This is a genomic window from Deinococcus malanensis (assembly GCF_014647655.1).
GTDB classification, from domain to species: Bacteria; Deinococcota; Deinococci; order Deinococcales; family Deinococcaceae; genus Deinococcus; species Deinococcus malanensis.
Genome location: NZ_BMPP01000008.1, coordinates 1 through 20,904 on the forward strand (window position 1 = coordinate 1; position 20,904 = coordinate 20,904).

Consider the following 20,904-nt stretch of genomic DNA (forward strand, 5'->3'; position numbering starts at 1 on the left):
GTCCTGCTTGGCCTCGTCGCAGCCCGCCACGTCGGTGAAGTTCAGCTTTACCTGCCCCTCGCTGATCACCGCCGCCTTCGACTTCCCAAACTGACTCGTCGTGTCCTGGCTGTTTCCCTGACGGCTGCGCAGCAGCACCATCACCAGTCCGGCGATCAGAGCCAGGGTCAGCAGTCCGCTGAGCAGACTCAGACCGCTCAGCCGGGAAGTGGGCGCGTACTGCACGTTCACGCCTCTGGCCTGCAGCGCCTCGAGCCGCAGGGCCGGGTCGCTGGCCAGGCCCCGGGTGTGGTAGGGATCACCGTTTTTCAGCTGGCCGCTGATCGCGGCGGTGCCGTTCTGAAAGGTCACAATGGCGCTACTGACCTCGCCCTGTTTCAGTGCCTGCATAAAATCCGAGTTGTTCAGGTCCTGCCCGCCGCCGCGCGGCATCACCAGCACGATCACGACCAGCAGCACTCCGGCCCCGCCCAGGAGCGCCCAGGCCCAGCGGGGCCAGCTCAACGGCAGCACTCCTGGGTTACGGACATGCTCCAGTCTAGAGCCACGCTGCGCTCCACGAAGAGGAGCGTCTTCACCAAGTTCTGCGGTGTCAGGCCCTCATGTTCCTGATGTACTCTTCACGGTTTCGTCCGGATAACGGGGACCGGGAAAGACCCGGCAGACATGGATCAGACTCTGCGGGCATACTCGGCGGATGTGTTTTGCACGGTTTGCTTCTAACCTCCGCCTCCGGACCCGCCGACGAACCTCTGCCGGTGGCCTGCTGATGCTCGCCCTGCTGGGTGCCCCGCTGAGTGCCACCCCTGTGCTGAGCGCCCAGGCCGCGGTGACCCGGGTGGGCTCGGTGCAGCTGACTTTCACGGTGGATCAGGCCACGGCCTATATCAATGGCGAGCCGGTGCGCCTGCAGAATGTCCCGCGCAACGTGGGCGGACGAAGCATGCTGCCGCTGCGTGAAATGGCCGCCCTGCTGGGCCAGACCCTGACCGCCGGCAACGGCCAGACACAGCTGGGCCGCCTGAGCGTGGACACCAGCCGTCATCAGGTGTCGCTTTCCGGCCTTCCGCAGCCTGCTGGCAACGCCGCCACAGTGGGCGGGGTGCTGTATGTCAGTGTGCGTTCGCTGGCCGACGCCCTGAACGCCAACCTGAGTGCTGCCGACGATTCGGGACGCACCGTGACCCTGACTGCGCTGCGTGAGGGGGGCAACCCGTCGGCTCCCCAGGCCCGCTTCTCGACCGACAAGAGTGTCTACGCGCCCGGCGAGCGGGTGATCTACACCGAGTACCCCTACGACCCGGACGGTGCCGACATCACAGGGCGCCGCTGGAGTGGCCGCCAGGACGTGTTTTTCCAGCCGGGCACCTATACGGTCAGCCTGGCCGTGACCAACAGCCGCGGCCTGCAGAGCCAGCCCTTCACCCGCACCATCCGGGTGGAAGGCACCCCGATCGACACCCCGCTGACCTACGCGCTGAAGTACGCGCAGCCGGGCGACGCGTTTCCCGATCCACAGGTGCTGAGCTACCCGGCTGCGGCGCCTACGGTCATTCAGGGGCCCAACTACCCGCTGCTGTTCAGTGACAGTCCTGAAGTGCCCAGCCAGAGCGGGGTGCTGTACCAGGACAGCCTCTCGGGCCGCGCGCGCCTGCTGGCCTATCACATGAATGGGTTGGGCCGCCCCGCGCGCCTGTATATTCTGGCGCGCAACCTGGAAAGCCGCGAGGTGGAGGTCCGCACCGAGCGTCAGGGTGAAACGGCCCCCACCCGCATCGAGGGTCTGCTGGGGCAGGTCACCCTGCTGGAGTACTTTGCCAGCACCGGCGGCGCCACCTTGAGTCTGGCCCCGGGGCAGTCGGCCGCCGTATATGCCAGCCCGACCCTGAACCCGGGCAGCGGCGTGAACATCATGCAGGACATCGATGCCTCGGGCCGGGTGGAGCTGACCTTCCTGATGCTGGAGGCGAGCCTTCCCCCCACGGCGCAGGTCGCCCAGCAGCTGCCCTACCTGCAGCCGGACGGCCGTCACGTGCGCGGCACCTTCCCGGGCGCGGTGCGCAGCCTGCGCGTCAATCTGGGGGCACTGCCCACCCGCATCGTGATCGGGGACGGACAGGTGGACCCGGCCGTGATCGGCGTGGACGCCCTGACCCGTCAGCCCGTGCGTCTGGCCGGGAACTACGGGGTGCTGTACGACCTGGAGGTCAATGGCGCCAGCGGGACGGCCGTGGCCCTGAGCCCACGCGGTGGCCTGTACCGGGGCGCCATGAATGTCCAGGACGGTCCGTTTAACCAGACCATCAAACTGCCGCGTCAGGGCAATGCTCTGCAGCCCGAGCATCCGGTGCTGCTGTGGCGCGCGCAGTCCGACCGGCTGAAGATTGACTTTGTGCCGTCCAGTGGCAGCAATCTACCGATCAGCCTGGTGTTCTACCGCACCCGGACCCTGCCGGGGTACAGCGGCGGGCTCAAGACCTACCAGCCCTAACCTCAGGTCCAATGATGGAGGCGGCCCTTCTGCGGGGGCTGCCTCCATCATGCTTTTTTCAGGGTTCCGGATGATCGGCCAGCCAGGCCAGTACCTTGGACGCATTGCGGTCGGGAGGAAATACGGGATAGAAGACATGTTCGACCAGGCCGCCCTGCAGGATCAGGGTGACACGGCGCAGCAGGGTCTCTCCGCCTGCCTGGAAGGTCGGCAGGCGCAGTGCGCTGCACAGAGCACGCCCGGCGTCCGACAGCAGTGGAAAAGGGAGGTGCAGCCGCGTCGCCGCCTCCCGCTGCTCGGTGGTGTTCTGGACACTGAGTCCAAACACCCGCGCGCCAGCTGAACGCAACTCGGCGTGATGGTCCCGAAAGGCACAGGACTGCGGCGTGCAGCCTCTGGCCCCGGGGATCAGGTCCCAGTCTTCCGGCATGGGCACGCCTGGACGGGCCGTGCGCGGGTAGATATACAACACCGACCTCTCCGGCAAGGCGGAGAGGTCGGTGTTAAGACCATCGGTTCCGGGCAGGGCCATAGACGGAAGCGGGAGGCCTGCCAAGTGCGCGCAGGCGCCGTCATCAGCGGGAGCGGGCAGGTCGCCGGGCAGGGTCAGGAACTCGCTCATGCCCTCAGCCTAAGCCCGCTCAGTTCAGTCCTCGCCCTCCTCGCCCTTCTTGCCGCGCTTGTAAGGGCCCTTTTCCTTCCACTTGAGCCGTACGGGCACACCGGCCAGCTGCAGGTCCTCGCGGATGCGGTTTTGCAGGAAGCCCTCGTAGGCGCGGGTCACGAAGTCGGCGCGGTTGCAGAAGATGGCGAAGGTGGGCGGCGCGGTCTCCACCTGGGTCATGAAGTACATCTTGAGTTTCTTGCCGTGGAAGTTCGGCACGGCCTGGCGCATCTGCCAGACCTCCAGCCAGCGGTTGAGCTCGCTGGTCGGAATGCGGCTCTGCCACTTGTCGTGCAGCTTCATGGCCTCGGCCAGCATCTCGTGAATCCCGTAGTCGTTGATGGCGCTGGTGTACACGCGCGGCGCGAAGGAAATATGGTGCAGCTTCTGGTTCAGGTCCTTCTCGGTGCGCTTGAGTTCCTCGTCCGGCACCAGGTCCCACTTGTTGACCACCACTATCACCGGCTTGCCGCTGTCGTAGGCCAGGTTGGCCAGTTTGAGCTCGTGGTCGCCCATGTCGGTCGCGTTCACGACCAGCCAGATCAGGTCACTGCGTTCGATGGCGGCCTGCGAGCGCTGGATGGCGTAGTCCTCAATGGCCGTGTCGGGCTTCTTGCGGATGCCGGCAGTGTCCACCAGCACGAAGCGCTGACCGCCGAAATCCCATTCCACGTCCAGGCTGTCCCGGGTGGTCCCGGGCTGGTCGGCCACGATGGCGCGGTCGGTGTTGGTGATGGCGTTGAGCAGACTGGACTTACCCACGTTGGGCCTCCCGATCAGCGAGATGCGGATCGGCGCGACTTCCGGCACGTCCTCGTCATCGGCCGGCAGGTGGGTCATGACGCGGTCGAGCAGCTCATCGAGACCGCGGGCGTGCTCGGCGCTGATGGCCACCGGATCGCCGAAGCCCAGACCCCACAGTTCGGCCAGATAGACCTCATGCTTGGGGCTGTCGATCTTGTTGGCCACCACAATGACGGGTTTGCCGACACGGCGCAGCCACTCGGCAACCTCGTAGTCGGCGGCGCTGAGGCCCTCGCGGGGGTCGAGCACGAAGACCACAGCCTGCGCACCCTCCATGGCCCACTCGGCCTTCTCGCGGATGGCGGCTTCCCACTCGTCGCCGCTCCACAGGCCGCCGGTGTCGATCAGGGTGATGCGGTGGTTGTGGTACAGCATCAACCCTTCTTTTGCGTCGCGGGTCACCCCGGGAAAGTCGGCCACGACCGCTTCGCGGCGGCCGATCAGGCGGTTAAACAGGCTGGATTTGCCGACGTTCGGTCGGCCGACGATGGCAACTTTATGCATTTGTAGACGCTCCTTTTCGGTGTCGCTTCCGCCCCGCGTCAGGGCCTCGCGCCGATCCTCGCGGTCACGGTGACCGCCTGAGGTACAGACCTGACAGTGTAGCGTGACCGGGTGGGCAGGAGATGAGGTCATGCAGGAGAATCCCGGAGTAGACGACGTGAAGATTCGGGAGGCATGCCAGGACGACCTGCCGGCGCTGTTGGGCCTCTACCGGCAGCTCAGGACCCGGCACCCGCTGGACCTGAAGCCGGCGCATATGCGGGCCTGGAAAGCCATGTGGGCGCAGCCGGGCCTGACCCTGCTGTTGGCCGAGACTGGCGGACGGCCGCTAGGAACCTTGACCCTGGCCCTCATTCCTGGCCTGACCTACGAAGGGCGGCCATCCGGCGTCATCGAGAGTGTGGGGACCGAGGCTGCGGTGCGGGGCCAGGGGGTGGGTCGCCGGTTTCTGACGTAAGCAGAATGTCGGGCCCAGGAGCCAGGGCTTACAAGGTGATGCTGATGACGGGTGCGGGACGGGACGCAGCACGAGCCTTCTGCGAAAAGTGTGGCTGTGACGGCACATCGAAGGTCGCTTTCGAGAAGCGCTGGCTCTCGGAAAAGCTGTCTGAAACCCTCGCAGAATTATGCTTCAAACATAATCTGTGCTATACTCCTCGTATGAAGAGCCTTCCGAACATCCTCGAATTCGGCAACGTCCGGCTTCCCGTGAGCGCGGACGGCCTGATCAACGCCGCCGCCGCGCTGGCCCAGCTGGGCCTCGCCTTTCCCGCCGACTGGGCTGACTTTGCCCGGACCCAGGACCTTCAGAGCTCCGAGCGCGACTTCGGCGCGGGCGCCGAGCCGACCCTTCACCCCGACGAATTCACCCGCCTGGCCTTCGTGCTCGACACCGCTGAGGCCAAGCGCTGGCGCAAGCGCGCCCAGACCCTGCTGTCACGGGCCATGCAGGGCGACGTGCGCCTGAGTGCCCAGATCGCCGAGCGCAACCCCGACCCCGAAGCCCGGCGCTGGCTGGCCGCCCGGTTGGAAAGCACCCATGCCCGGCGCGAACTGCTCAGCACCGTCTCGCGTCACGGCGGCTCGGGACAGGTCTACGGCCAGCTGGGCAGCATCAGCAACCGCAGCGTGCTGGGCACCGACAGCGCGACCATCCGCCGCGAGCGTGGGGTTAAGCAGACCCGCGACGGCCTGAACAGCACCGAACTGCTGCGCATGGCCTACCTGGACACTGCCACGGCGCGCGCCATTCAGGAACACGGCGCGCACGGCAACGCCGCGATCCTGCGCGTGCACGAGCAGGTGGCCCGCCGCGAGCGCCTCGGGTGGGAAATGCCGCTGACCCCCCAGACCGGTTAAGTTCTCTGACCTGTGTCCCTGCCCCTTTGCGGGCAGGGGCCTTCTTTGTTGTACCGGCCCTCATCCGCGCCCGCTAGAATCGCTCGCGTGCCGTCCATCCTGACCCGCTTCGTGCTGCGCGAGGTGCTTCGCTGGTACGCGGCGGGCGCCGCGCTGTTCCTGACCCTGCAGATGACGGACGTGCTCAGCACCACCGTGGCCAAACTGCTGACCTATCACCCTCCGCTGTGGAAGGCGGTGGCGGCCTTTGGCGCGATTCTGCCGACCATTCTGAACCGGACGCTGGTCCTGGCAGTGCCGTTCGCCATTCTGCTGGCTTTTTCGCGCATGCAGCGCGACAGCGAATTCAAGGCCATCCTGGCGGCTGGGGTGCGGCCCCTGAGTCTGGTCTGGCCGCTGCTCCTGCCTTTTGCTCTGGTGGGGCTGATTGCCGCATACAACGCCGGAACCCTGGTGCCGGCCGGGCTGAAACAGTGGGACCGCGCGTGGTACCGCATCTACGAGCAGACACCTCCTCCGCCCACCCAGGAGCACTACACCTTTGCCCCGGCGGGTGCGCTGTATTACGCCAGCCGGGTGGTGAACGCCGAGGGGGGCAACCGCGCCGAACTGACCGGAGTGATGGTGCAGCGCGGTGACGAAACCCTGACCGCCACCACCGGGATCTGGGATGCCAAGGCACGCACCTGGACCCTCCAGAATGCCTGGGTGGTGCGCCCGGGTGAGCCTCCCCGTCAGGAGACCGGAACCCTGGTGCTTCCCCAGCGCGACACGCTGCAGCCCCCGCCAGCCGAGGCCAAGCAGCTCAGCAACGCCCAGTTGCGCGCAGCTCTCAAGCGTGAGCTCAGCCCCACCCAGCGCCGCGATTACCTGTATCAGCTGGCCACACGGGTGGCCGATCCGGTCACGCCGGTGGTCTTTGCGCTGGCGGCCGGCGCCCTGGGTCTGCTGATCCGCAACCGGGCCACGGCCTTTGCGGCGGTGCTGGTATTCATTGCTTCCTTCTACATCCTGTGGTCTACCGCCCCGCAGCTGGCCCGGGCCGGCGCCATGGACCCTGCCCTGGCCGCGTGGCTGCCCAACCTGACCTTCCTGCTGCTGGCAGGCGTGCTGGCCTGGAGGCTCCGATGAACCTCGGCTGGCCCCGGAGACGCACATGAAGCGTTTCGAGCGCTATGTCCTGGCCGAGATCCTGCCGCTGCTGATCGGGGCGCTGGCCTCGGTCATCGTGCTGTTTGTGCTGGCGGCCCTGCAGGAAGTGATTGCGCCGCTGCTGGCCAAGGGCGCGCGGCCGCTGCTGGTGGCCCGCGTGTTGGCCCTCAACGTTCCAGAAGCGGCGGCGCGCGCCCTGCCCATTGCTCTGATGTTTGCCACCCTGCTGGGCCTTTCGCGCCTGAGCAGCGACTCGGAACTCAAGGCTGCACTGGCCAGCGGAATTCCGGCGCGGCGGCTGTTCCGGCCGGTGCTGCTGCTGGGCCTGGGGGTGACGCTACTGGCCTTCGGGATCGGCGAGGGCCTGCTGCCCCGCACCAAGATCGAGGAACGCAAGGTCAAGCAGGAGATCGTATTTGACAATCCCCGGGTGATCGGGCTGGGCGCGCAGGAAGCGGGCGGGCAGAGCCTGGTGCTTCGCGACGCGCTGGGCCGCGCGATCAGCGTGGCGGAGGTCAGGGCCGGCGGCGAACTGCGCGGCCTGCGGATCGTGACCATGCAGGGCGGCTCGGTGCCGCGCGAGGTGATCACCGCCCGGGAGGGCCGCCTGAAGGCCGGCAGCAATGTGCTGGAACTTCAGGGCGGGCAGCGGGTGACCTATCAGGATGGCCGTCCCGTCACCATCCTGAGCTTCGAGCGCGGCACCCTGCCGGTTCAGGACGTGCAGGCAGACCTGGACACCGGCGGCAAGGCGCTGAAGGCCACCTACCTGCCGCTGCGTGAGCTGCTGGCCCGCACCAACTCCTACCGCCAGCAGCACATTCAGGCACCTGCGGAGTTCACCGCCCTGCATCAGAAGTTCGCCGAACCGCTGGCGGCGCTGGCCCTGGCCTTTTTCGCCGTGAGCCTGGCGGTCTTTACCTTCCAGAGTGGGCGGGACCTGGGGCTAGTATGGGCCCTGCTGCTGGCCTTCGCGTATTACGCAACCTGGAGCGTATTCCGCATCATGGGCGAGAACGGGGCGATTCCCGGGGCGCTGGCAGCCTACGCCCCGGACCTGATCGCGGTTGTGGCGGGAGCGGTGCTGCTGAAACTGGCAGGACGACGTTAGATCTGTGTCATGTCTGGAGCCGTGCCAGCCGCTTCAGAAATGACCCGGGAGGCGCCAGCCAGGGTGAAGGACTGGATCTATGGCCCCGGCAGGAGCTGAACGAAGTGCGGGAGCCGGATAGACCGCAAGGCCGTGGTCAGGTCGGGTGCCGTTCGCTGCAGCGGACTCTTCTAGTCCATAGAAACCCCGGATGGGTCGGTGCCCGGCACCAATAGCTGGCGGGCAGGTCAGACGGGAGAAGAACAGCCTGCGGGTGTGGAGCCGTTCGGTGTGTTCCCACAAGACCAGCAGGACCAGCCGGTAGCGATCTGCCGGTCTTCCCCGAAAGGCCAGCACCCTCCGGCCCCGCGCCCAGCCACACATGAACGCTTTGCAGCTGGAGTTGCGCTGGCGCCCAGCCCCCCGGCTCCCTATTCTGTCGGCACCATGACTTCTTCTCCCATCACCGGGCGCCGCGCGCTCCTGGCCGCAGCCGGCCTGGGTGCCGCGGCCCTCGCGGGCCGTCAGGCGACCCGCCCCGCCCCCACTCCGCAGGAGGTCCGTGACGCCAGCCTGCGGTTGCTGAGCACCGTCCTACCTGACAAACGTGCCTTTGAGATGGTCCTGTGGGACGGCACGGTGCTGCCGGGGGGGCAGACCCCGCCCCAGGCAAGACTGGTGCTGAACAGTGACCGGGCGCTGGGACGCATGATGAGGTTGCCGGTAGACCTGGCCCTGGGCGAGGCCTACCTGCGCGGTGACTTCGAGATCGAAGGAGATATTGGGGCGGTCGCGGGGCTGGCAGACGACTTCGAAGGCTCGTTCTCGCCGGCGTCCCTGGCCACCATGGCCCGGGACGTGCAGCTTCTGCGCCGGCATGCGGGCGGCGCGCCGGCTCCGGTCACCGCCACGCTGGAAGGGCCCCAGCACAGCCGCGAACGCGACCGTCAGGCCATCACCTACCACTACGACGTGTCCAACGACTTCTACAAACTGTGGCTGGACCAGCGCATGGTCTATTCCTGCGCCTATTTCCCCACCGGACAGGAAACGCTGGATCAGGCGCAGGAGGCCAAGCTCGACTACATCTGCCGCAAACTGCGCCTGCAAAAGGGTGAGCGCCTGCTCGACATCGGCTGCGGCTGGGGCGGTCTGGCGATCTATGCGGCCCAGAAGTACGGGGTGCAGGTGCTGGGCGTCACCCTCAGCGAAGCGCAGCTGCACGAGGCGCGTGCCCGGGTGGCGGCCGCTGGACTGGAAGGTCAGGTCACGCTGGAACTGCGGGATTACCGCGACGTTCTGGCCACAGGCGAAGGGGCCTTTGACAAGATCAGCAGCATTGGTATGGCCGAGCACGTGGGGCGCAAGAACATGCCCACCTACTTCCGCGCGGCCTATGCGGCCCTGAAACCCGGCGGGCTGATGCTCAACCACGCCATCGGCGACGGGCTGGGGCAGGCGCGGGTGCCCATGTGGCTGCAAAGCGGCAACTTCGCTCGCAAGTATGTGTTCCCCGACGGCGAGCTGCTGCCGGTGTGGGAGACCCTCAAGCACGCCTCGGAAGCACTGTTCGAGGTGCGCGACGTGGAAAACCTGCGCGAACACTATGCCCTGACGGTGCGCCATTGGGCCGCGAACCTGGAACAGCACCGCGAGGAGGCGCTGGCGGCCCTGGGTCCGGAACGTTTCCGCCTGTGGCGCATTTACCTGGGCGCCTGCGGGCATTACTTCCAGAAAGGGCACCTGACACTGTTTCAGAGCCTGCTGGCCAAGCCGGACGCCCAGCGCAGCGCTGGTCTGCCCCTGAGCCGGGCAGATCTGTACAGCTGAAGGGACGGCTGAGGATCCGGAACCTTGAGCCGGGCGAGGACGTTCGGGGCTGTGCTCCGAGACCGTCCCACCCGGATCCAGCGTTGCGCTTCGGAAAGCGGGTGACCTCTGTGTCCCCGCTGCCCAGATGAGGAACCCAGACGCACCCTCTTTCAGTACAGGACATCTCCGCCAGCTTTCAGGGCGTAATGGACCCGGCGCAGCGCCACCGCCTGGGCACGCGAAAGCGCCTCGTTCCTGGCCAGCCGGTCGAGTGCCAGGGCGTGCAGGGCCATGCGGTGTGGGGCTCCGGTATTCAGGCTGCTGACATACTCGAACGTCACCTGAGGCCCCAGAGCGTCCACCATCGCATCGAGGCGCTCGAGCGATTCGGATTTCCGGCGGCCCCGGTGAATCAGCGCCTCGTCGTAACGCCGGACATGGAACATGTGGTCGCTCTGTACATGAAAGCGCGTGTAGCCCAGCACCTGGGCATGCAACAGAGCCAACCGGATGGCTTCCCGTTCCGCCAGACCCTCGTGACCGGCCACGCCGCGCAGGCTCAGGGCGTAGGGCTGGGCATTCAGCAGGTAACCCAGGCTCAGGGCGCCCGTCTGCTTGTCGGCGCTGCCGTCCGTGCGGATCATGACCTCCGGGCCTCGCACCGGGTGCTGGGCCTGCAAGGTCTGACGTGCTGTCGTGGCCGGTGACTGACCGGAGGCCAGCTCCGCGAGGGCCATGGCAAGGGCAGCCGCCTGCCCGGCACGGAGGTCCCGCTCGAGCCCCGGCTGCAACTCCCGGAAGCCCAGGACAACGGCGTGGCGTTGCGCCAGAATGTGCGCGCTCACTTCGGCAAGAGCACAGCCGTAGGGAACGTCGTCCAGTACGTAACCTGCGGCCCCTGGTGTATCCGCAACGCTCAGGCGGGCTCGCTGATGAAGGGGAATACTGAGGTGGTCACCAGGGCCGTTGGCAGCCATTCTTCATGGTAAAGGGCGCTGGGCCACCCGGAAACCACGGCATGCCTACGCCTCGCTGACCTGGGTGGCCTGAATGGCGGTCAGCGCAATCGTGTACACGATGTCATCGACCAGCGCGCCGCGTGACAGGTCATTGACAGGCTTGCGCAACCCCTGCAGCATTGGTCCCACGGCGACCACCCCGGCGCTGCGCTGCACGGCCTTGTAGGTGGTGTTTCCGGTGTTCAGGTCCGGGAAGATAAACACTGTCGCCCGTCCTGCCACCGGCGAATTGGGGGCCTTCTGCTGCCCCACGCTCAGGACCGAGGCAGCGTCGTACTGAAGCGGGCCGTCCACCTGCAGGTCCGGCCGGCGCTCGCGCACCAGCCGGGTGGCCTCCTTGACCTTCTCCACGTCCTCGCCGCTGCCGCTCTCGCCGGTGCTGTAGGACAGCATGGCGACCCGGACCGGAATCCCGAAGGCCCGGGCACTTTCAGCACTCTGCAGGGCAATATCGGCCAGTTCCTGCGCATTGGGATTGGGATTGATGGCAGCGTCGCCGTAGACCAGCACCTGTTCGGGCATCAGCATGAAAAAGATGCTGCTGACCAGCTGCGCCCCAGGCGCGGTCTTGATCAGCTGCAGGGCCGGACGCACGGTGTTGGCGGTGGTGTGCACGGCACCGGACACCAGCCCATCCACCTCGCCCAGCGCCAGCATCATGGTGCCCAGCACCACCGTGTCTTCCAGCTGCGCCTCGGCCTGGGGAGCGGTTAGGCCCTTGCTGCGCCTCAGCTCGACCATGGGTTCCACGTACCGCCCCCGGATGCTGTCGGGGTCCAGCACTTCCAGACCCTCAGGCAGACTCAGGCCCTGCCCCTCGGCCACCTGACGCACCCGCTCTGGCCTGGCCAGCAGCACGCAGCGCGCAATGCCCTTTTCGGTGCAGCGGATGGCGGCCTTTACGGTCCGTGGCTCGTCCCCCTCCGGCAGCACGATGCGTTTGTTGGCCGCACGGGCCCTCTGGATCAGTTCGTAACGGAAGGCACTGGGCGGCAGCCGGCGCTCGCTGCCTTCCTGCGGCACCCGTAGCCGCGCCCCCAGCGGCACTGTGTCGAGGCGGTCAGCAATGAACTCCAGCATGCGCTCCATGCGTTCGGTGTCGTCGTGAGGCACCCGCGGGTCCATGCGTGAGAGGTTCGAGGCCGTGTGAAACGAGTTCGTAGGTACCCGCAACACCGGCAGGCTGCTTGTCAGCGCTGCGCGGCACAGCCGTTCGATGCTGTCTTCCGGGGCGCTGCCGGAGGTAAACATCAACCCGGCCAGCGGCACCTCGCTGAGGTGCGTCAGGGAGGCGGCCATCACCACGTCCTCCCGGTCTCCCGGCGTGACCACCAGGGCACCGGGCGTGAACAGGCTGGCCATCTTGGGCACCGTCCTGGCGGTCACCACCGTGCTGGTCACGCGGCGGGTGAGGGCCTCGCCCTCGTTGATCACCTCGGCCCCCAGGTAGCGGGCCACGTCCTGAGTGCGCGGCGCGGCCAGGCCAGGCGAGACCGACACCACACCCAGCAGCGGCAGCTCACCGCTGGCCAGCACCTGGCTGCGGGCGCGCAGCTCAGCCATCAGGCTGCCGAAATCCAGCTCGGTGGGCGCGAAGTTCAGCACGTACCCGGCCAGGCCGCTGCCATCGCTGCGGCGGTAGGACTGCGCAGCAATTTCCAGTTCGTCGGCCAGCACCGCCGGCGTCACTCCCGAGAGGCTGGTGACCAGCACCGTGTCGGCCTCCAGATTGCGTGCCAGGCTGGCGTTCAGCGCGCCGGCGTACACGTTGCGCTCGTTCAGGGCCAGCCCCTCGGCGATCAGCACGTCCGCGGCGCGCCCGTCCGCCCTGCTGGCGCTGGCTTCCCGCGCCAGGGCGATCACGTTTTCCATCAGCTCCTCTTCGCCGCCGTGGCTGAGCTGCTCCTCGGCCACCGCCAGACGAATAGGGTCCGGAGTCAGCGCATGGGCCAGCACCCGTGCGAAATGCACGCTGTCGTCGGTCTGGGCCTCGTGCGTCTGGGCGATGGGTTTGAGAAAAGCAACCCTGAGCCCCTGGCGTTCCAGGGCGCGCATCAGCCCCAGAGCGGTGCTGGACAGCCCCACACCGTTGCGGGTGGGCGCGACAAAAAGGGTTTTCATGCCCGGACTCCTGTCTGCGCAGCCAGCACCTGCTGGGTCTGGCGCGCGATGCTCAGTTCCTCGTTGGTCTTGACCACCAGGGCCGGGACGCTGCCGGGCCATGAAATCAGACCACTCTGGCCCCGCACGGCCTGAGCGTTGGCCTGCGGGTCCAGTCTGAAACCCAGCACCCCCAGCTGCTCCAGCGTGGCTGCCCGGACAGTGGCACTGTTCTCACCGATGCCGCCAGTGAAGACCAGGGCGTCCACCCGGCCCAGCGCGACTGCCATGCCTGCCACCTCTTTGGCCAGCCGGTAGACGAAGGCGGCGACCGCCAGGCGCGCGCCGGTATGCCCGCGCCCGGCTGCGGCTTCCAGTTCACGCATGTCGCTTCCCAGCCCGCCTGACAGACTGCTCAGTCCGCTTTCCTTGTTCAGGGCGGTGGTGACCTGAGTCAGGCTCAGGCCAGCCTGACGAGCCATGAACTCGTGCAGGCCAGGATCCACATTTCCGCTGCGGGTGCCCATGACCAGACCTTCAAGTGGCGTCAGGCCCATGCTGGTGTCCACGCTGCGCCCACCCTGGACCGCCGCAACGCTGCAGCCGTTGCCCAGGTGGGCGGTGACCAGATTCAGCTTCTCCAGGGGTCTGGCCAGCATCCGGGCGGCTTCTGCGGCCACATAGGCGTGGCTGGTGCCGTGAAAGCCGTAGCGCCGCACGCCGTGCTGGACATACCAGGATTCCGGCACCGCGTAACGGAAGGCGACTTCCGGCATGGTCTGATGAAACGCCGTGTCGAACACCGCCACATGGGGCAGCCCGCCAAAGGCCTCCTGGGCCGCTTCAATCCCGGCAAGGTTGGCGGGATTGTGCAGCGGTGCCAAAGGGACACACGCCCGGATGGCGGCCATGACCTCGCTGTCGATAAGTGCCGGGGCACTGAAACGTTCTCCGCCGTGCACCACGCGGTGCCCCACGGCGCGGATCTGCTCGCGCACCCCCAGGGCGTCCAGTTCAGCACGCAGAACCTCGAAGGCCTCGGCGTAACTGCCGCCCGGCACTGGCACGCTGCGTTTGTCCTCACTGCGGCTGACCGTGGCCACGGCACCGGCTTGCCCCAGACGTTCGGCCAGACCCGACAGCAGCGTCAAATTTGCAGAAAGGTCGAGCAACGCAAATTTCACGCTGCTGGACCCGCAATTCAGGACCAGGGTCAACATCTGCCTATTGTGACCGGAACCGTGCCTTTCACCAGCGTCAAACCGGCAATGCTGCCCTCATGGGCCCGCGGAGGACTGCGAAACACTCCCTGAGGCGGACGAGGCAACCTGTATGCCCGCACTCTCCTCCGATGGTCTTTCTCAGCGCTCGCGGGTTACCCGGCGCAGTTCCGGCTGTCCGTCCACATGCGCAAGCCGGAGGATGGGCGCCTGGGGGTAATCCTGGTACAGGCCTTCTCCCCACTCGATCACGCTCAGGCGCGAGGAAGTGATCAGGTCTTCGAGATCCATCTCGTACAGCTCGTTGACGTCGCGCACCCGGTAGGCATCGACATGCAGCACCTGCCCGGACGGGGTGGGATAGGCGTTGATCAGGGCGTAGGTGGGGCTGGTGACCGGTTCGGGGAAGCCCAGCGCGCCCACCAGACCCTGGGTCAGGGTCGTCTTGCCGGCGCCGAGTTCGCCTTCCAGGAACAGCAGCGCGCCCTGAGGCAAGGCGGCCGCCAGGCTGGCCCCCAGGGCGTGCTGCTCCTGCACACCGTGCAGGTCGCGCAGTTCACCGGGCTGCAGAGGAAAGGGCCGGGACATACCTCAGGGTAAGGCACGGGCAGGCCCCTGGCAGATGTCTCACGGTCTGTCTGCCCGGCAGGCACAATGTCAGGCATGGTCACTGCAATCGTGTTGGTCCAGGCCGAACGCCACCGCATTCCGGAAACTGCCGAGGCCCTGGCGGGTGTCCCCAGCGTCCGTGAGGTGTACAGCGTGACCGGTGAGTGGGACATTGTCGCCATCCTGAAACTGGCCCGCTACGACGATCTCGACGATGTGGTTACCGGCCACCTGCGCAAGGTCGCTGGCATCATCCGGACCCAGACCATGCTGGCCTTCCGCACCTACAGCGAGGATCTGCTGGACCAGGGCTTCGGTGTGGGCCTGGACGAAAGCCAGCAGCGATAGCCAGGAGTGTCGGGCAGGTCCCGGTGTGGCCGCGTATGGGGTTAGGGCGGGCTGGAATCGCCGGTTCAGGACCGCCGGTGGCGGGGACCGGCAGGACGCAACTGATCGTGGCTCCGGAGCCTGCGCTGCTATCTGATAAATATCAGCGCCTTTGCCTCCGGGGGTGAGGGCGGGTATGGTGGGCCCAATGATGTTCGAGGCCCACACCACTCCCGCTGAATCCACCGCCCCGCCCCGCGGCCTGCTGATCGTGATGACCGGCGCGTCCGGCGTGGGCAAGGGCACCCTGCGTGAGCTGTGGCTGCGTGATCAGGACGTCTTTTACAGCACCTCCTGGACCACCCGGGAGGCCCGCCCGGGTGAAGTGGACGGCGTGGACTACATCTTTGTCAGCCCAGAAGTCTTCGAGCAGAAGGTTCAGCAGGGCGGCTTTCTGGAGCACGCGGCCTTTGTAGGCAACCATTACGGCACTCCAGTTGAGCCTATCGAGGCAGCCCTGAGGCGGGGCCAGGACGTCATTCTGGAAATCGAGGTCGAGGGGGCCATGCAGGTCCGCGAGCGTATGGGCGACGAGGCCATTTTGGTGTTCATCATGCCGCCCAGCCTCACCGAGCTGCGCCGGCGCCTGGAAGGCCGCGCCACCGAAACTCCCGAGCGGATCGAGAAGCGCCTGGCCCGCGCGCGCGAAGAGATCATGCACGCCCACGCTTTCCGCTACGTGGTTGTCAACGATGACCTGGAACGCGCCGTGCGGGAACTGGAGGCCGTGCAGGGTGCCGAACGGGCCCGGCAGCGTCCGGAGAGCCGCTGGACGCCAGAGGACCGCGCCGCTGTGAAGCGCGCTGCACAGGTCCGCAGTGACGCCCTCAGCGAGGCCGATCTGCAGCAGGTGGTCAATTCCTGAACCTTCCTGGCACTTGCGCCGGGCCGGGGCCGCGTAGCCTGGGGGCATGCCACTGGAACTGGTTCAGGGAGATATCGCCGCTCAGCGGACCTGTGCGGTGGTCACGGCCGCGAACAAGGAACTGGCTGGGGGCGGTGGGGTAGACGGGGCCATTCACCGCGCCGCAGGCCCCGAACTCTTACGTGCCATCCACCAGATCGGGGGCACGCCCACCGGAACGGCCGTGATCACCCCGGCGTTCGGGCTGGAACGGCAGGGCGTCCGCTTTGTCATTCATGCCGTGGGACCGGTCTGGCGGGGCGGAAACGCTGGAGAGTCCGGGTTGCTGGCCGGTGCCTACCGCCGCAGTCTGGAACTGGCGGCCACGCACGGCTGCCCGTCGGTGGCCGTTCCATCTATCAGCACCGGGGTCTATGGCTATCCCCCCGAACAGGCTGCTGAGGTTGCCCTCGGGACGATCCGGGATTTCCTGCGGGTTCATCCGCAGATGACGGTCCGGATGGTGCTGTACGGTGCCGACACCCTGAGGACCTTCGAGGAGGCGCTCCGGCAAGCCGATCAGGGGAATGGCCGGGAAACCTGAAGCGTCTGCCCCTGAGCGTTCAGGCCCTGCCTTGCTGAGGCAGGGAACGGCGAGAGGAGAGTCCTGGCTCCGGAGTACCCGTAGGGACATCTCCGGATCACAACCCAATCTTCAATGTCCCTCACGATAGTGCCCGATCATGGGTGAACCGCTGCCCACAGACCCCGCCGAACCCATTTCCTGGCCGCACCGCCGGCCCCCACCTACGGAGGACCCTATGACGCTCAGCAGTGCGACAAAGCCCGTGCAGGAGCAGTATGACGTGCCGGCCATCATGGCCGGGATCTACGGTGACGGCATTATCGGTCTCAAGGGTGCCTTTCCACGGGAGTGGGTGGCCCAGCTTGGCCGGGAACTTCCGGAGCTGTATCAGGCGGCCCTGGCCCGTCCTGGCGGCGCGGTCGGGCGCGGCACCAACCGGCACTATGTGGAGATTCATCCCGAAGACATCAGCGGCTTCCTGGACCTGGTGACCCATCCGTGGATTGTGGCCGTGTGCACCAGCGTGCTTGGCCCGAACTACAAGATTGTCGAGATCGGTTTTGACGTCCCCAACCCCGGAGCCAAGGACCAGCCCTGGCACCGCGATTTCCCGGCCACTTCAGAAACGCTGGTGGACCGCCGCCTGAACTCGCTGGCGTTCAACCTGACCACCGTGGATGTCGAGGAAGACATGGGGCCTTTCGAGATTGCCCCGGGCACCCAGTGGGACGATCCCAGCGAGTTTGACCACGGCATGTTCCCGCCCGTGTCGCTGTTCCCCCGGTACCACGCCCTCTCGCAGCGCAAGCTGCCCAAGATGGGCGATATCTCGGCGCGCAGCGCCCTGACCATTCACCGCGGCACGGCGAATGTCAGCAACAAGGCCCGTCCGGTCCTGGTGCTGGGAGTGGACGCGCCTGGCGCAGGCCATGACGAGAAACACGACCTGCAGTTCACCCGGGCGTACTACGAGCAGTTGCCGCAGGAAGTCAAGGACCACCTGATCTGCCGGGTGGTCGATGAACTCGAACCCATCATGCAGGGGCACACCATCGAGGGCCTCATGATGGGCGACGCCTGAAGCCATGAAAGAGTTCAACACCATCATGGCGTTCTTTGGTGACCTGGCCGTGCCAGGGCGCATTGAAGCGCTTGAAGGCGGCCGGGGGCTGATGCGGGTCTCGCTGGATCAGACGGTGCCTGACCTGAGTGAGGGCTCGGAAGCCATCCTGGAAATGCACGACGGCGTGCGCTTCCGTGTGGCTGTCACCGAAGCACTGGGCGAAGGCACCACCGAACTGCGCATGAAGCTGCTGGCCCGCGCCTAGCGGTTACCCCGCCATCAATTGAGCCTGCTTTCCCGTAGCGATCTACCAGGGAAGGCAGGCTCGAAGTCCATTGAGGCTCTCTGCAGTTGCCGGTCCGGATTACCGGTCGTTGACAGAAGTTGGCTGGGACGCCTGGGCGCGCATCTGCTCGCGGCGGCGTTCGTCGGCCAGGGCGTGGATTTCCTGCAGCACGTCGTGCTGTACAGCCCTGGAGACGCGCGTGTTGATGGCCTTGACCCGTTTCATGTCCAGTTTCGGGGTGCGGTCCTCACGCAGCAGGCCGTTGGTCTCCTGTTCGGTGTCGGTCAGCTGGGTGTAGCAGAAGCCGGCAATGACCGGGCTGTCCAGCACCGCGTTGAGAAGGTCCTCGTAGCTGCTGAGCAGGGTGTCGGTATCGGGCAGGGTCCCGTAGCCCCACCAGCGGTCCGAATCGGCCGGCGCGTGGCTAAGTCCACCGAACTCCGTGAGCATGACGGGTTCGCCCTTGCGGTGGTGTCCCGCCAGGTAGAAATTGCGCCGCGCGGGCTGCACCGATGCCAGCGTGTGCTCCAGTGCCTCGGCCGAGCAGTAGCGCTCGCGGAGGGTCGCGCCGTCCAGGGCGTAATCATGGACCCCCAGAATGTCGCCCTCGACGATTTCCCAGCCGTCATTCCCGATCACGGGCCGGGTGGGGTCCAGCGCCGCCGTGAGGTGATACAGCCCCCGCACAAACGAGCGCTGAGCGCGGTCACCTTCCAGATTCGGTACCCCCCAGCTTTCATTGACCGGCACCCACGTCACCACGCTGGGATGGTTGTAGTCCCGTTCCAGCACGTCCTGCCACTCGCGGGTGAGCCGGCGCTGCGCTTCGGGGGTAAAGATATAGGCGTTGGCCATTTCGCCCCACACCACCAGCCCCAGCCGGTCACACCAGTACAGGAAGCGGGGATCTTCGACCTTCTGGTGAATGCGGATGCCGTTGAAGCCCAGCTCCTTGACCAGCTCGACCTCACGGCGCAGCGCATCCTCGCTGGGTGCTGCGAGGTGGGACTCGGGCCAGTAGTTCTGGGCCAGGACCATTCTCAGGTAATAGGCCCGGCCGTTGAGCTGGAAGCGCCCATCCCGCACGCCCACGCTCCGCATGCCGGCGTAGCTGCCCACCTCGTCGACAATTTCCTCTTCGTCGAGCAGGCTGATCTGCGCGTCGATCAAGTTGGGATTCCTGGGAGTCCACAGCAGATCGCTGCGCTCATCCTTGAAGTGCAGTGAGCGGATGTCGATGTCGCGCAACAGCTCCTGGGCGTCCAGGGTGTAGGTGTCATCGGCCAGGCGCGTTCCCTGAAGACTCAGCTGGACCCGGACGCGCATGTCACGGTCGGGCGCCTTGTTGAGGCGTAGGTGAAATCCCAGCCGGCTGCGTTCGACATCGGGGGTCCAGCGGATGGACTCGATAAACGTGTGCGGCACAACTTCCAGCCAGACCGGCTGCCAGATCCCGGTGGTGCGGTGGTACCAGATGGCGTGTGGCTCCCGTTCCCAGTCCTGCTTGCCGCGTGGCTGCGCCATATCGAGAGGGTCGTCTTCGGCGCGCACCACGATGACCTGCGACTCCTCGGGAACCAGGGCGTGGGTCAGATCGGCGGTAAACGGCGTGTGGCCGCCCTCGTGCTCTGCTACCAAGTGTCCGTTGGCCCAGACCCTGGCCCGGTAGTCCACCGCTCCAAAATGAAGCAGGACTTTGCCCTTGCGGTCCTCCGGCACCAGCTCAATGGTCCGGCGGTACCACACCACCGGGTGATAACCGGTGGCCCGCAGTCCGCTGGCCCGGCTCTCCGGGGGATAGGGCACGATAATCTCCTGATCGAAAGCTTCTGGACGCTCGAACCAGCGTTCACGGAGCCCGTTATCCGCGTCGTCATGGGCAAAGCGCCAGACTCCATTCAGGTCCTGCCAATGGTCGCGGGTCAGTTGCGGCCGGGGATGAAGACGTGTATCGGAAGCGGTCGCCGTGCGGTCCTGGTGGGGTTCTTTCATAGCTGGTTTCCTCGGGGCCTCGTCCATCACCAATTGACTTCTGCTGTTCCGTGGTGCGCTGCCGACCCGTGAATCATGCTGGGCGCACCTCCGTGGGGCCGGTCAGGCTGCATTGAACACCTGTTCTTCCTAAGAATTTCGTGCTGCGGGTTATGGAAGGTCGAGCATCGAAATGCAGCACCGTTCCCATAGGCGGCCCACTGTTGTGGGGCCACGGTGCGGCTGGCCCCTGGAACGCATATCTTTCATTGGTCTGCATGACCCAGACACCCGGTATGGAGCCGAAAGCCAGCGTCCAGGCGGCGAATCTCTACACTCGGATCACCATTTGACGACTGGTGTTGACATAGCGTGAATATCGCCTTATCTTAAAGAAATCAAGGCTGCCTCGAGGGGCAGCTTTTCCTTTGTCATGAACTGTAGGCGCATGTCGGGCTCAGGCCCATAACCGCCTCTGAACTGGCAGGTCCTTGCGGCAGGGATGCTGATTCGGGGCGTGACCATCTGCCTGTGCCAGAGCATGCTTTGACAGTCTTCTCATCGCCAAAGGAGAAAACCTGAAACTCTCCTGACCTTCTCCCCATCTGCTGGGCAGAGGAGAGCGGCATACTTGCGTCCTCTCCAGGAGCGAAGGGAGACGTCCACCTTCTGAAAAACGGACGTGCGAGCGGGCCAGATGCAGGCTCCCCGACCGGTTCAAGGCCAGTCACCCGCACCCTCAAAGCAGCGAGAACCCCACGGGCTCTCGCTGCTTTTTTGGCCTGACCAAGGCATGGTTGCGGACCTGCGACCATAGGTTCGATAGAACCGGTTTGCGGGGGCCGACAAAATGTGTCGGGGCACAGGCCTATCTGTGTACGGTGCAGGTCGCCTTGAAGACTGGCCGCCAGCCGGCTTCGGGGTAGAAGCCAGAAGCCACGTT

19 protein-coding genes are annotated in these 20,904 nt (G+C 66.2%); 11 read left to right on the forward strand and 8 right to left on the reverse strand.

What is annotated here, in order from left to right; translation table 11 throughout:
* The coding region (locus tag IEY49_RS10440; RefSeq protein WP_229780732.1) for an ATP-dependent metallopeptidase FtsH/Yme1/Tma family protein at positions 1-513 on the reverse strand (513 nt) is incomplete at its 3' end.
* A gap of 256 nt (positions 514-769) precedes the next feature.
* On the opposite strand from IEY49_RS10440, the gene IEY49_RS10445 reads away from it, so the two are divergent.
* Positions 770-2,491: a stalk domain-containing protein gene (locus IEY49_RS10445; RefSeq protein WP_229780733.1), complete on the forward strand. Its 1,722-nt coding sequence runs from the start codon at positions 770-772 to the stop codon at positions 2,489-2,491.
* 58 nt (positions 2,492-2,549) lie between these two features.
* Here the strand turns inward: IEY49_RS10445 and IEY49_RS10450 are convergent, their stop codons facing one another.
* Positions 2,550-3,113 (reverse strand): peroxiredoxin, encoded by a 564-nt coding sequence (locus tag IEY49_RS10450; protein ID WP_189007967.1) that lies wholly within the window; start codon positions 3,111-3,113, stop codon positions 2,550-2,552.
* A 24-nt stretch (positions 3,114-3,137) separates the two neighbouring features.
* Positions 3,138-4,463, reverse strand: coding sequence for a ribosome biogenesis GTPase Der (gene der / locus IEY49_RS10455; protein WP_189008441.1), 1,326 nt, complete (start codon positions 4,461-4,463; stop codon positions 3,138-3,140).
* 130 nt (positions 4,464-4,593) lie between these two features.
* Here der and IEY49_RS10460 point away from each other — a divergent pair, with 130 nt between their 5' ends.
* From IEY49_RS10460 to IEY49_RS10480, 5 genes are all read left to right on the forward strand, one after another.
* Positions 4,594-4,920 (forward strand): GNAT family N-acetyltransferase, encoded by a 327-nt coding sequence (locus IEY49_RS10460; protein ID WP_189007970.1) that lies wholly within the window; start codon positions 4,594-4,596, stop codon positions 4,918-4,920.
* A 203-nt stretch (positions 4,921-5,123) separates the two neighbouring features.
* Positions 5,124-5,822, forward strand: a complete 699-nt coding sequence (gene ddrC, locus IEY49_RS10465) for a DNA damage response protein DdrC (protein ID WP_189007973.1) — start codon at positions 5,124-5,126, stop codon at positions 5,820-5,822.
* Between the two features lie 87 nt (positions 5,823-5,909).
* A complete protein-coding gene (locus IEY49_RS10470; protein WP_189007976.1) occupies positions 5,910-6,953 on the forward strand; it encodes an LptF/LptG family permease in 1,044 nt (347 codons plus the stop codon).
* A 25-nt stretch (positions 6,954-6,978) separates the two neighbouring features.
* Positions 6,979-8,085 (forward strand): LptF/LptG family permease, encoded by a 1,107-nt coding sequence (locus tag IEY49_RS10475; protein WP_189007979.1) that lies wholly within the window; start codon positions 6,979-6,981, stop codon positions 8,083-8,085.
* A 426-nt stretch (positions 8,086-8,511) separates the two neighbouring features.
* A complete protein-coding gene (locus IEY49_RS10480) occupies positions 8,512-9,894 on the forward strand; it encodes a class I SAM-dependent methyltransferase (RefSeq protein ID WP_189007982.1) in 1,383 nt (460 codons plus the stop codon).
* A gap of 152 nt (positions 9,895-10,046) precedes the next feature.
* On the opposite strand, the gene IEY49_RS10485 is transcribed toward IEY49_RS10480, so the two are convergent.
* From IEY49_RS10485 to tsaE, 4 genes are all read right to left on the reverse strand, one after another.
* Positions 10,047-10,853: a ribonuclease H family protein gene (locus IEY49_RS10485; protein ID WP_189007985.1), complete on the reverse strand. Its 807-nt coding sequence runs from the start codon at positions 10,851-10,853 to the stop codon at positions 10,047-10,049.
* A 45-nt stretch (positions 10,854-10,898) separates the two neighbouring features.
* Positions 10,899-13,016, reverse strand: coding sequence for a phosphate acetyltransferase (pta, locus tag IEY49_RS10490; protein WP_189007987.1), 2,118 nt, complete (start codon positions 13,014-13,016; stop codon positions 10,899-10,901).
* Positions 13,013-14,215, reverse strand: coding sequence for an acetate kinase (locus tag IEY49_RS10495; protein ID WP_189007990.1), 1,203 nt, complete (start codon positions 14,213-14,215; stop codon positions 13,013-13,015). Before IEY49_RS10495 ends, pta begins: the two co-directional genes overlap by 4 nt.
* Positions 14,216-14,356: 141 nt before the next feature.
* Complete coding sequence (gene tsaE, locus IEY49_RS10500; protein WP_189008008.1) at positions 14,357-14,803, reverse strand: tRNA (adenosine(37)-N6)-threonylcarbamoyltransferase complex ATPase subunit type 1 TsaE; 447 nt, start codon at positions 14,801-14,803, stop codon at positions 14,357-14,359.
* A 75-nt stretch (positions 14,804-14,878) separates the two neighbouring features.
* Between tsaE and IEY49_RS10505 the strand changes: the two genes are divergently transcribed.
* From IEY49_RS10505 to IEY49_RS10525, 5 genes are all read left to right on the forward strand, one after another.
* Positions 14,879-15,172 (forward strand): Lrp/AsnC ligand binding domain-containing protein, encoded by a 294-nt coding sequence (locus tag IEY49_RS10505; RefSeq protein ID WP_012694475.1) that lies wholly within the window; start codon positions 14,879-14,881, stop codon positions 15,170-15,172.
* A 190-nt stretch (positions 15,173-15,362) separates the two neighbouring features.
* Positions 15,363-16,076, forward strand: coding sequence for a guanylate kinase (gene gmk, locus IEY49_RS10510; RefSeq protein WP_189008445.1), 714 nt, complete (start codon positions 15,363-15,365; stop codon positions 16,074-16,076).
* Between the two features lie 46 nt (positions 16,077-16,122).
* The gene (locus IEY49_RS10515) at positions 16,123-16,659 is read left to right on the forward strand and encodes a macro domain-containing protein (RefSeq protein ID WP_189008011.1); all 537 of its coding nucleotides are present in this window, start codon (positions 16,123-16,125) and stop codon (positions 16,657-16,659) included.
* Positions 16,660-16,876: 217 nt separating this feature from the next.
* A complete protein-coding gene (locus tag IEY49_RS10520; protein WP_189008014.1) occupies positions 16,877-17,722 on the forward strand; it encodes a phytanoyl-CoA dioxygenase family protein in 846 nt (281 codons plus the stop codon).
* 4 nt (positions 17,723-17,726) lie between these two features.
* The gene (locus tag IEY49_RS10525; protein ID WP_189008017.1) at positions 17,727-17,969 is read left to right on the forward strand and encodes a hypothetical protein; all 243 of its coding nucleotides are present in this window, start codon (positions 17,727-17,729) and stop codon (positions 17,967-17,969) included.
* Positions 17,970-18,068: 99 nt separating this feature from the next.
* On the opposite strand, the gene IEY49_RS10530 is transcribed toward IEY49_RS10525, so the two are convergent.
* Positions 18,069-19,982, reverse strand: a complete 1,914-nt coding sequence (locus IEY49_RS10530) for a glycoside hydrolase family 2 protein (RefSeq protein ID WP_189008020.1) — start codon at positions 19,980-19,982, stop codon at positions 18,069-18,071.
* Positions 19,983-20,904: the final 922 nt, after the last annotated feature.

What these genes read in the sequence shown, in the direction of transcription:
- ddrC (WP_189007973.1), top strand. Translation starts at nt 5,124, where the DNA reads ATGAAGAGCCTTCCGAACATCCTCGAATTCGGCAACGTCCGGCTTCCC.
- der (WP_189008441.1), bottom strand. Translation starts at nt 4,463, where the DNA reads ATGCATAAAGTTGCCATCGTCGGCCGACCGAACGTCGGCAAATCCAGC.
- IEY49_RS10520 (WP_189008014.1), top strand. Translation starts at nt 16,877, where the DNA reads ATGACGCTCAGCAGTGCGACAAAGCCCGTGCAGGAGCAGTATGACGTG.
- IEY49_RS10525 (WP_189008017.1), top strand. Translation starts at nt 17,727, where the DNA reads ATGAAAGAGTTCAACACCATCATGGCGTTCTTTGGTGACCTGGCCGTG.
- IEY49_RS10460 (WP_189007970.1), top strand. Translation starts at nt 4,594, where the DNA reads ATGCAGGAGAATCCCGGAGTAGACGACGTGAAGATTCGGGAGGCATGC.
- tsaE (WP_189008008.1), bottom strand. Translation starts at nt 14,803, where the DNA reads ATGTCCCGGCCCTTTCCTCTGCAGCCCGGTGAACTGCGCGACCTGCAC.
- IEY49_RS10515 (WP_189008011.1), top strand. Translation starts at nt 16,123, where the DNA reads ATGCCACTGGAACTGGTTCAGGGAGATATCGCCGCTCAGCGGACCTGT.
- IEY49_RS10450 (WP_189007967.1), bottom strand. Translation starts at nt 3,113, where the DNA reads ATGAGCGAGTTCCTGACCCTGCCCGGCGACCTGCCCGCTCCCGCTGAT.
- gmk (WP_189008445.1), top strand. Translation starts at nt 15,363, where the DNA reads ATGTTCGAGGCCCACACCACTCCCGCTGAATCCACCGCCCCGCCCCGC.
- IEY49_RS10475 (WP_189007979.1), top strand. Translation starts at nt 6,979, where the DNA reads ATGAAGCGTTTCGAGCGCTATGTCCTGGCCGAGATCCTGCCGCTGCTG.
- IEY49_RS10505 (WP_012694475.1), top strand. Translation starts at nt 14,879, where the DNA reads ATGGTCACTGCAATCGTGTTGGTCCAGGCCGAACGCCACCGCATTCCG.
- IEY49_RS10495 (WP_189007990.1), bottom strand. Translation starts at nt 14,215, where the DNA reads ATGTTGACCCTGGTCCTGAATTGCGGGTCCAGCAGCGTGAAATTTGCG.
- IEY49_RS10445 (WP_229780733.1), top strand. Translation starts at nt 770, where the DNA reads ATGCTCGCCCTGCTGGGTGCCCCGCTGAGTGCCACCCCTGTGCTGAGC.
- pta (WP_189007987.1), bottom strand. Translation starts at nt 13,016, where the DNA reads ATGAAAACCCTTTTTGTCGCGCCCACCCGCAACGGTGTGGGGCTGTCC.
- IEY49_RS10485 (WP_189007985.1), bottom strand. Translation starts at nt 10,853, where the DNA reads ATGGCTGCCAACGGCCCTGGTGACCACCTCAGTATTCCCCTTCATCAG.
- IEY49_RS10480 (WP_189007982.1), top strand. Translation starts at nt 8,512, where the DNA reads ATGACTTCTTCTCCCATCACCGGGCGCCGCGCGCTCCTGGCCGCAGCC.
- IEY49_RS10530 (WP_189008020.1), bottom strand. Translation starts at nt 19,982, where the DNA reads ATGAAAGAACCCCACCAGGACCGCACGGCGACCGCTTCCGATACACGT.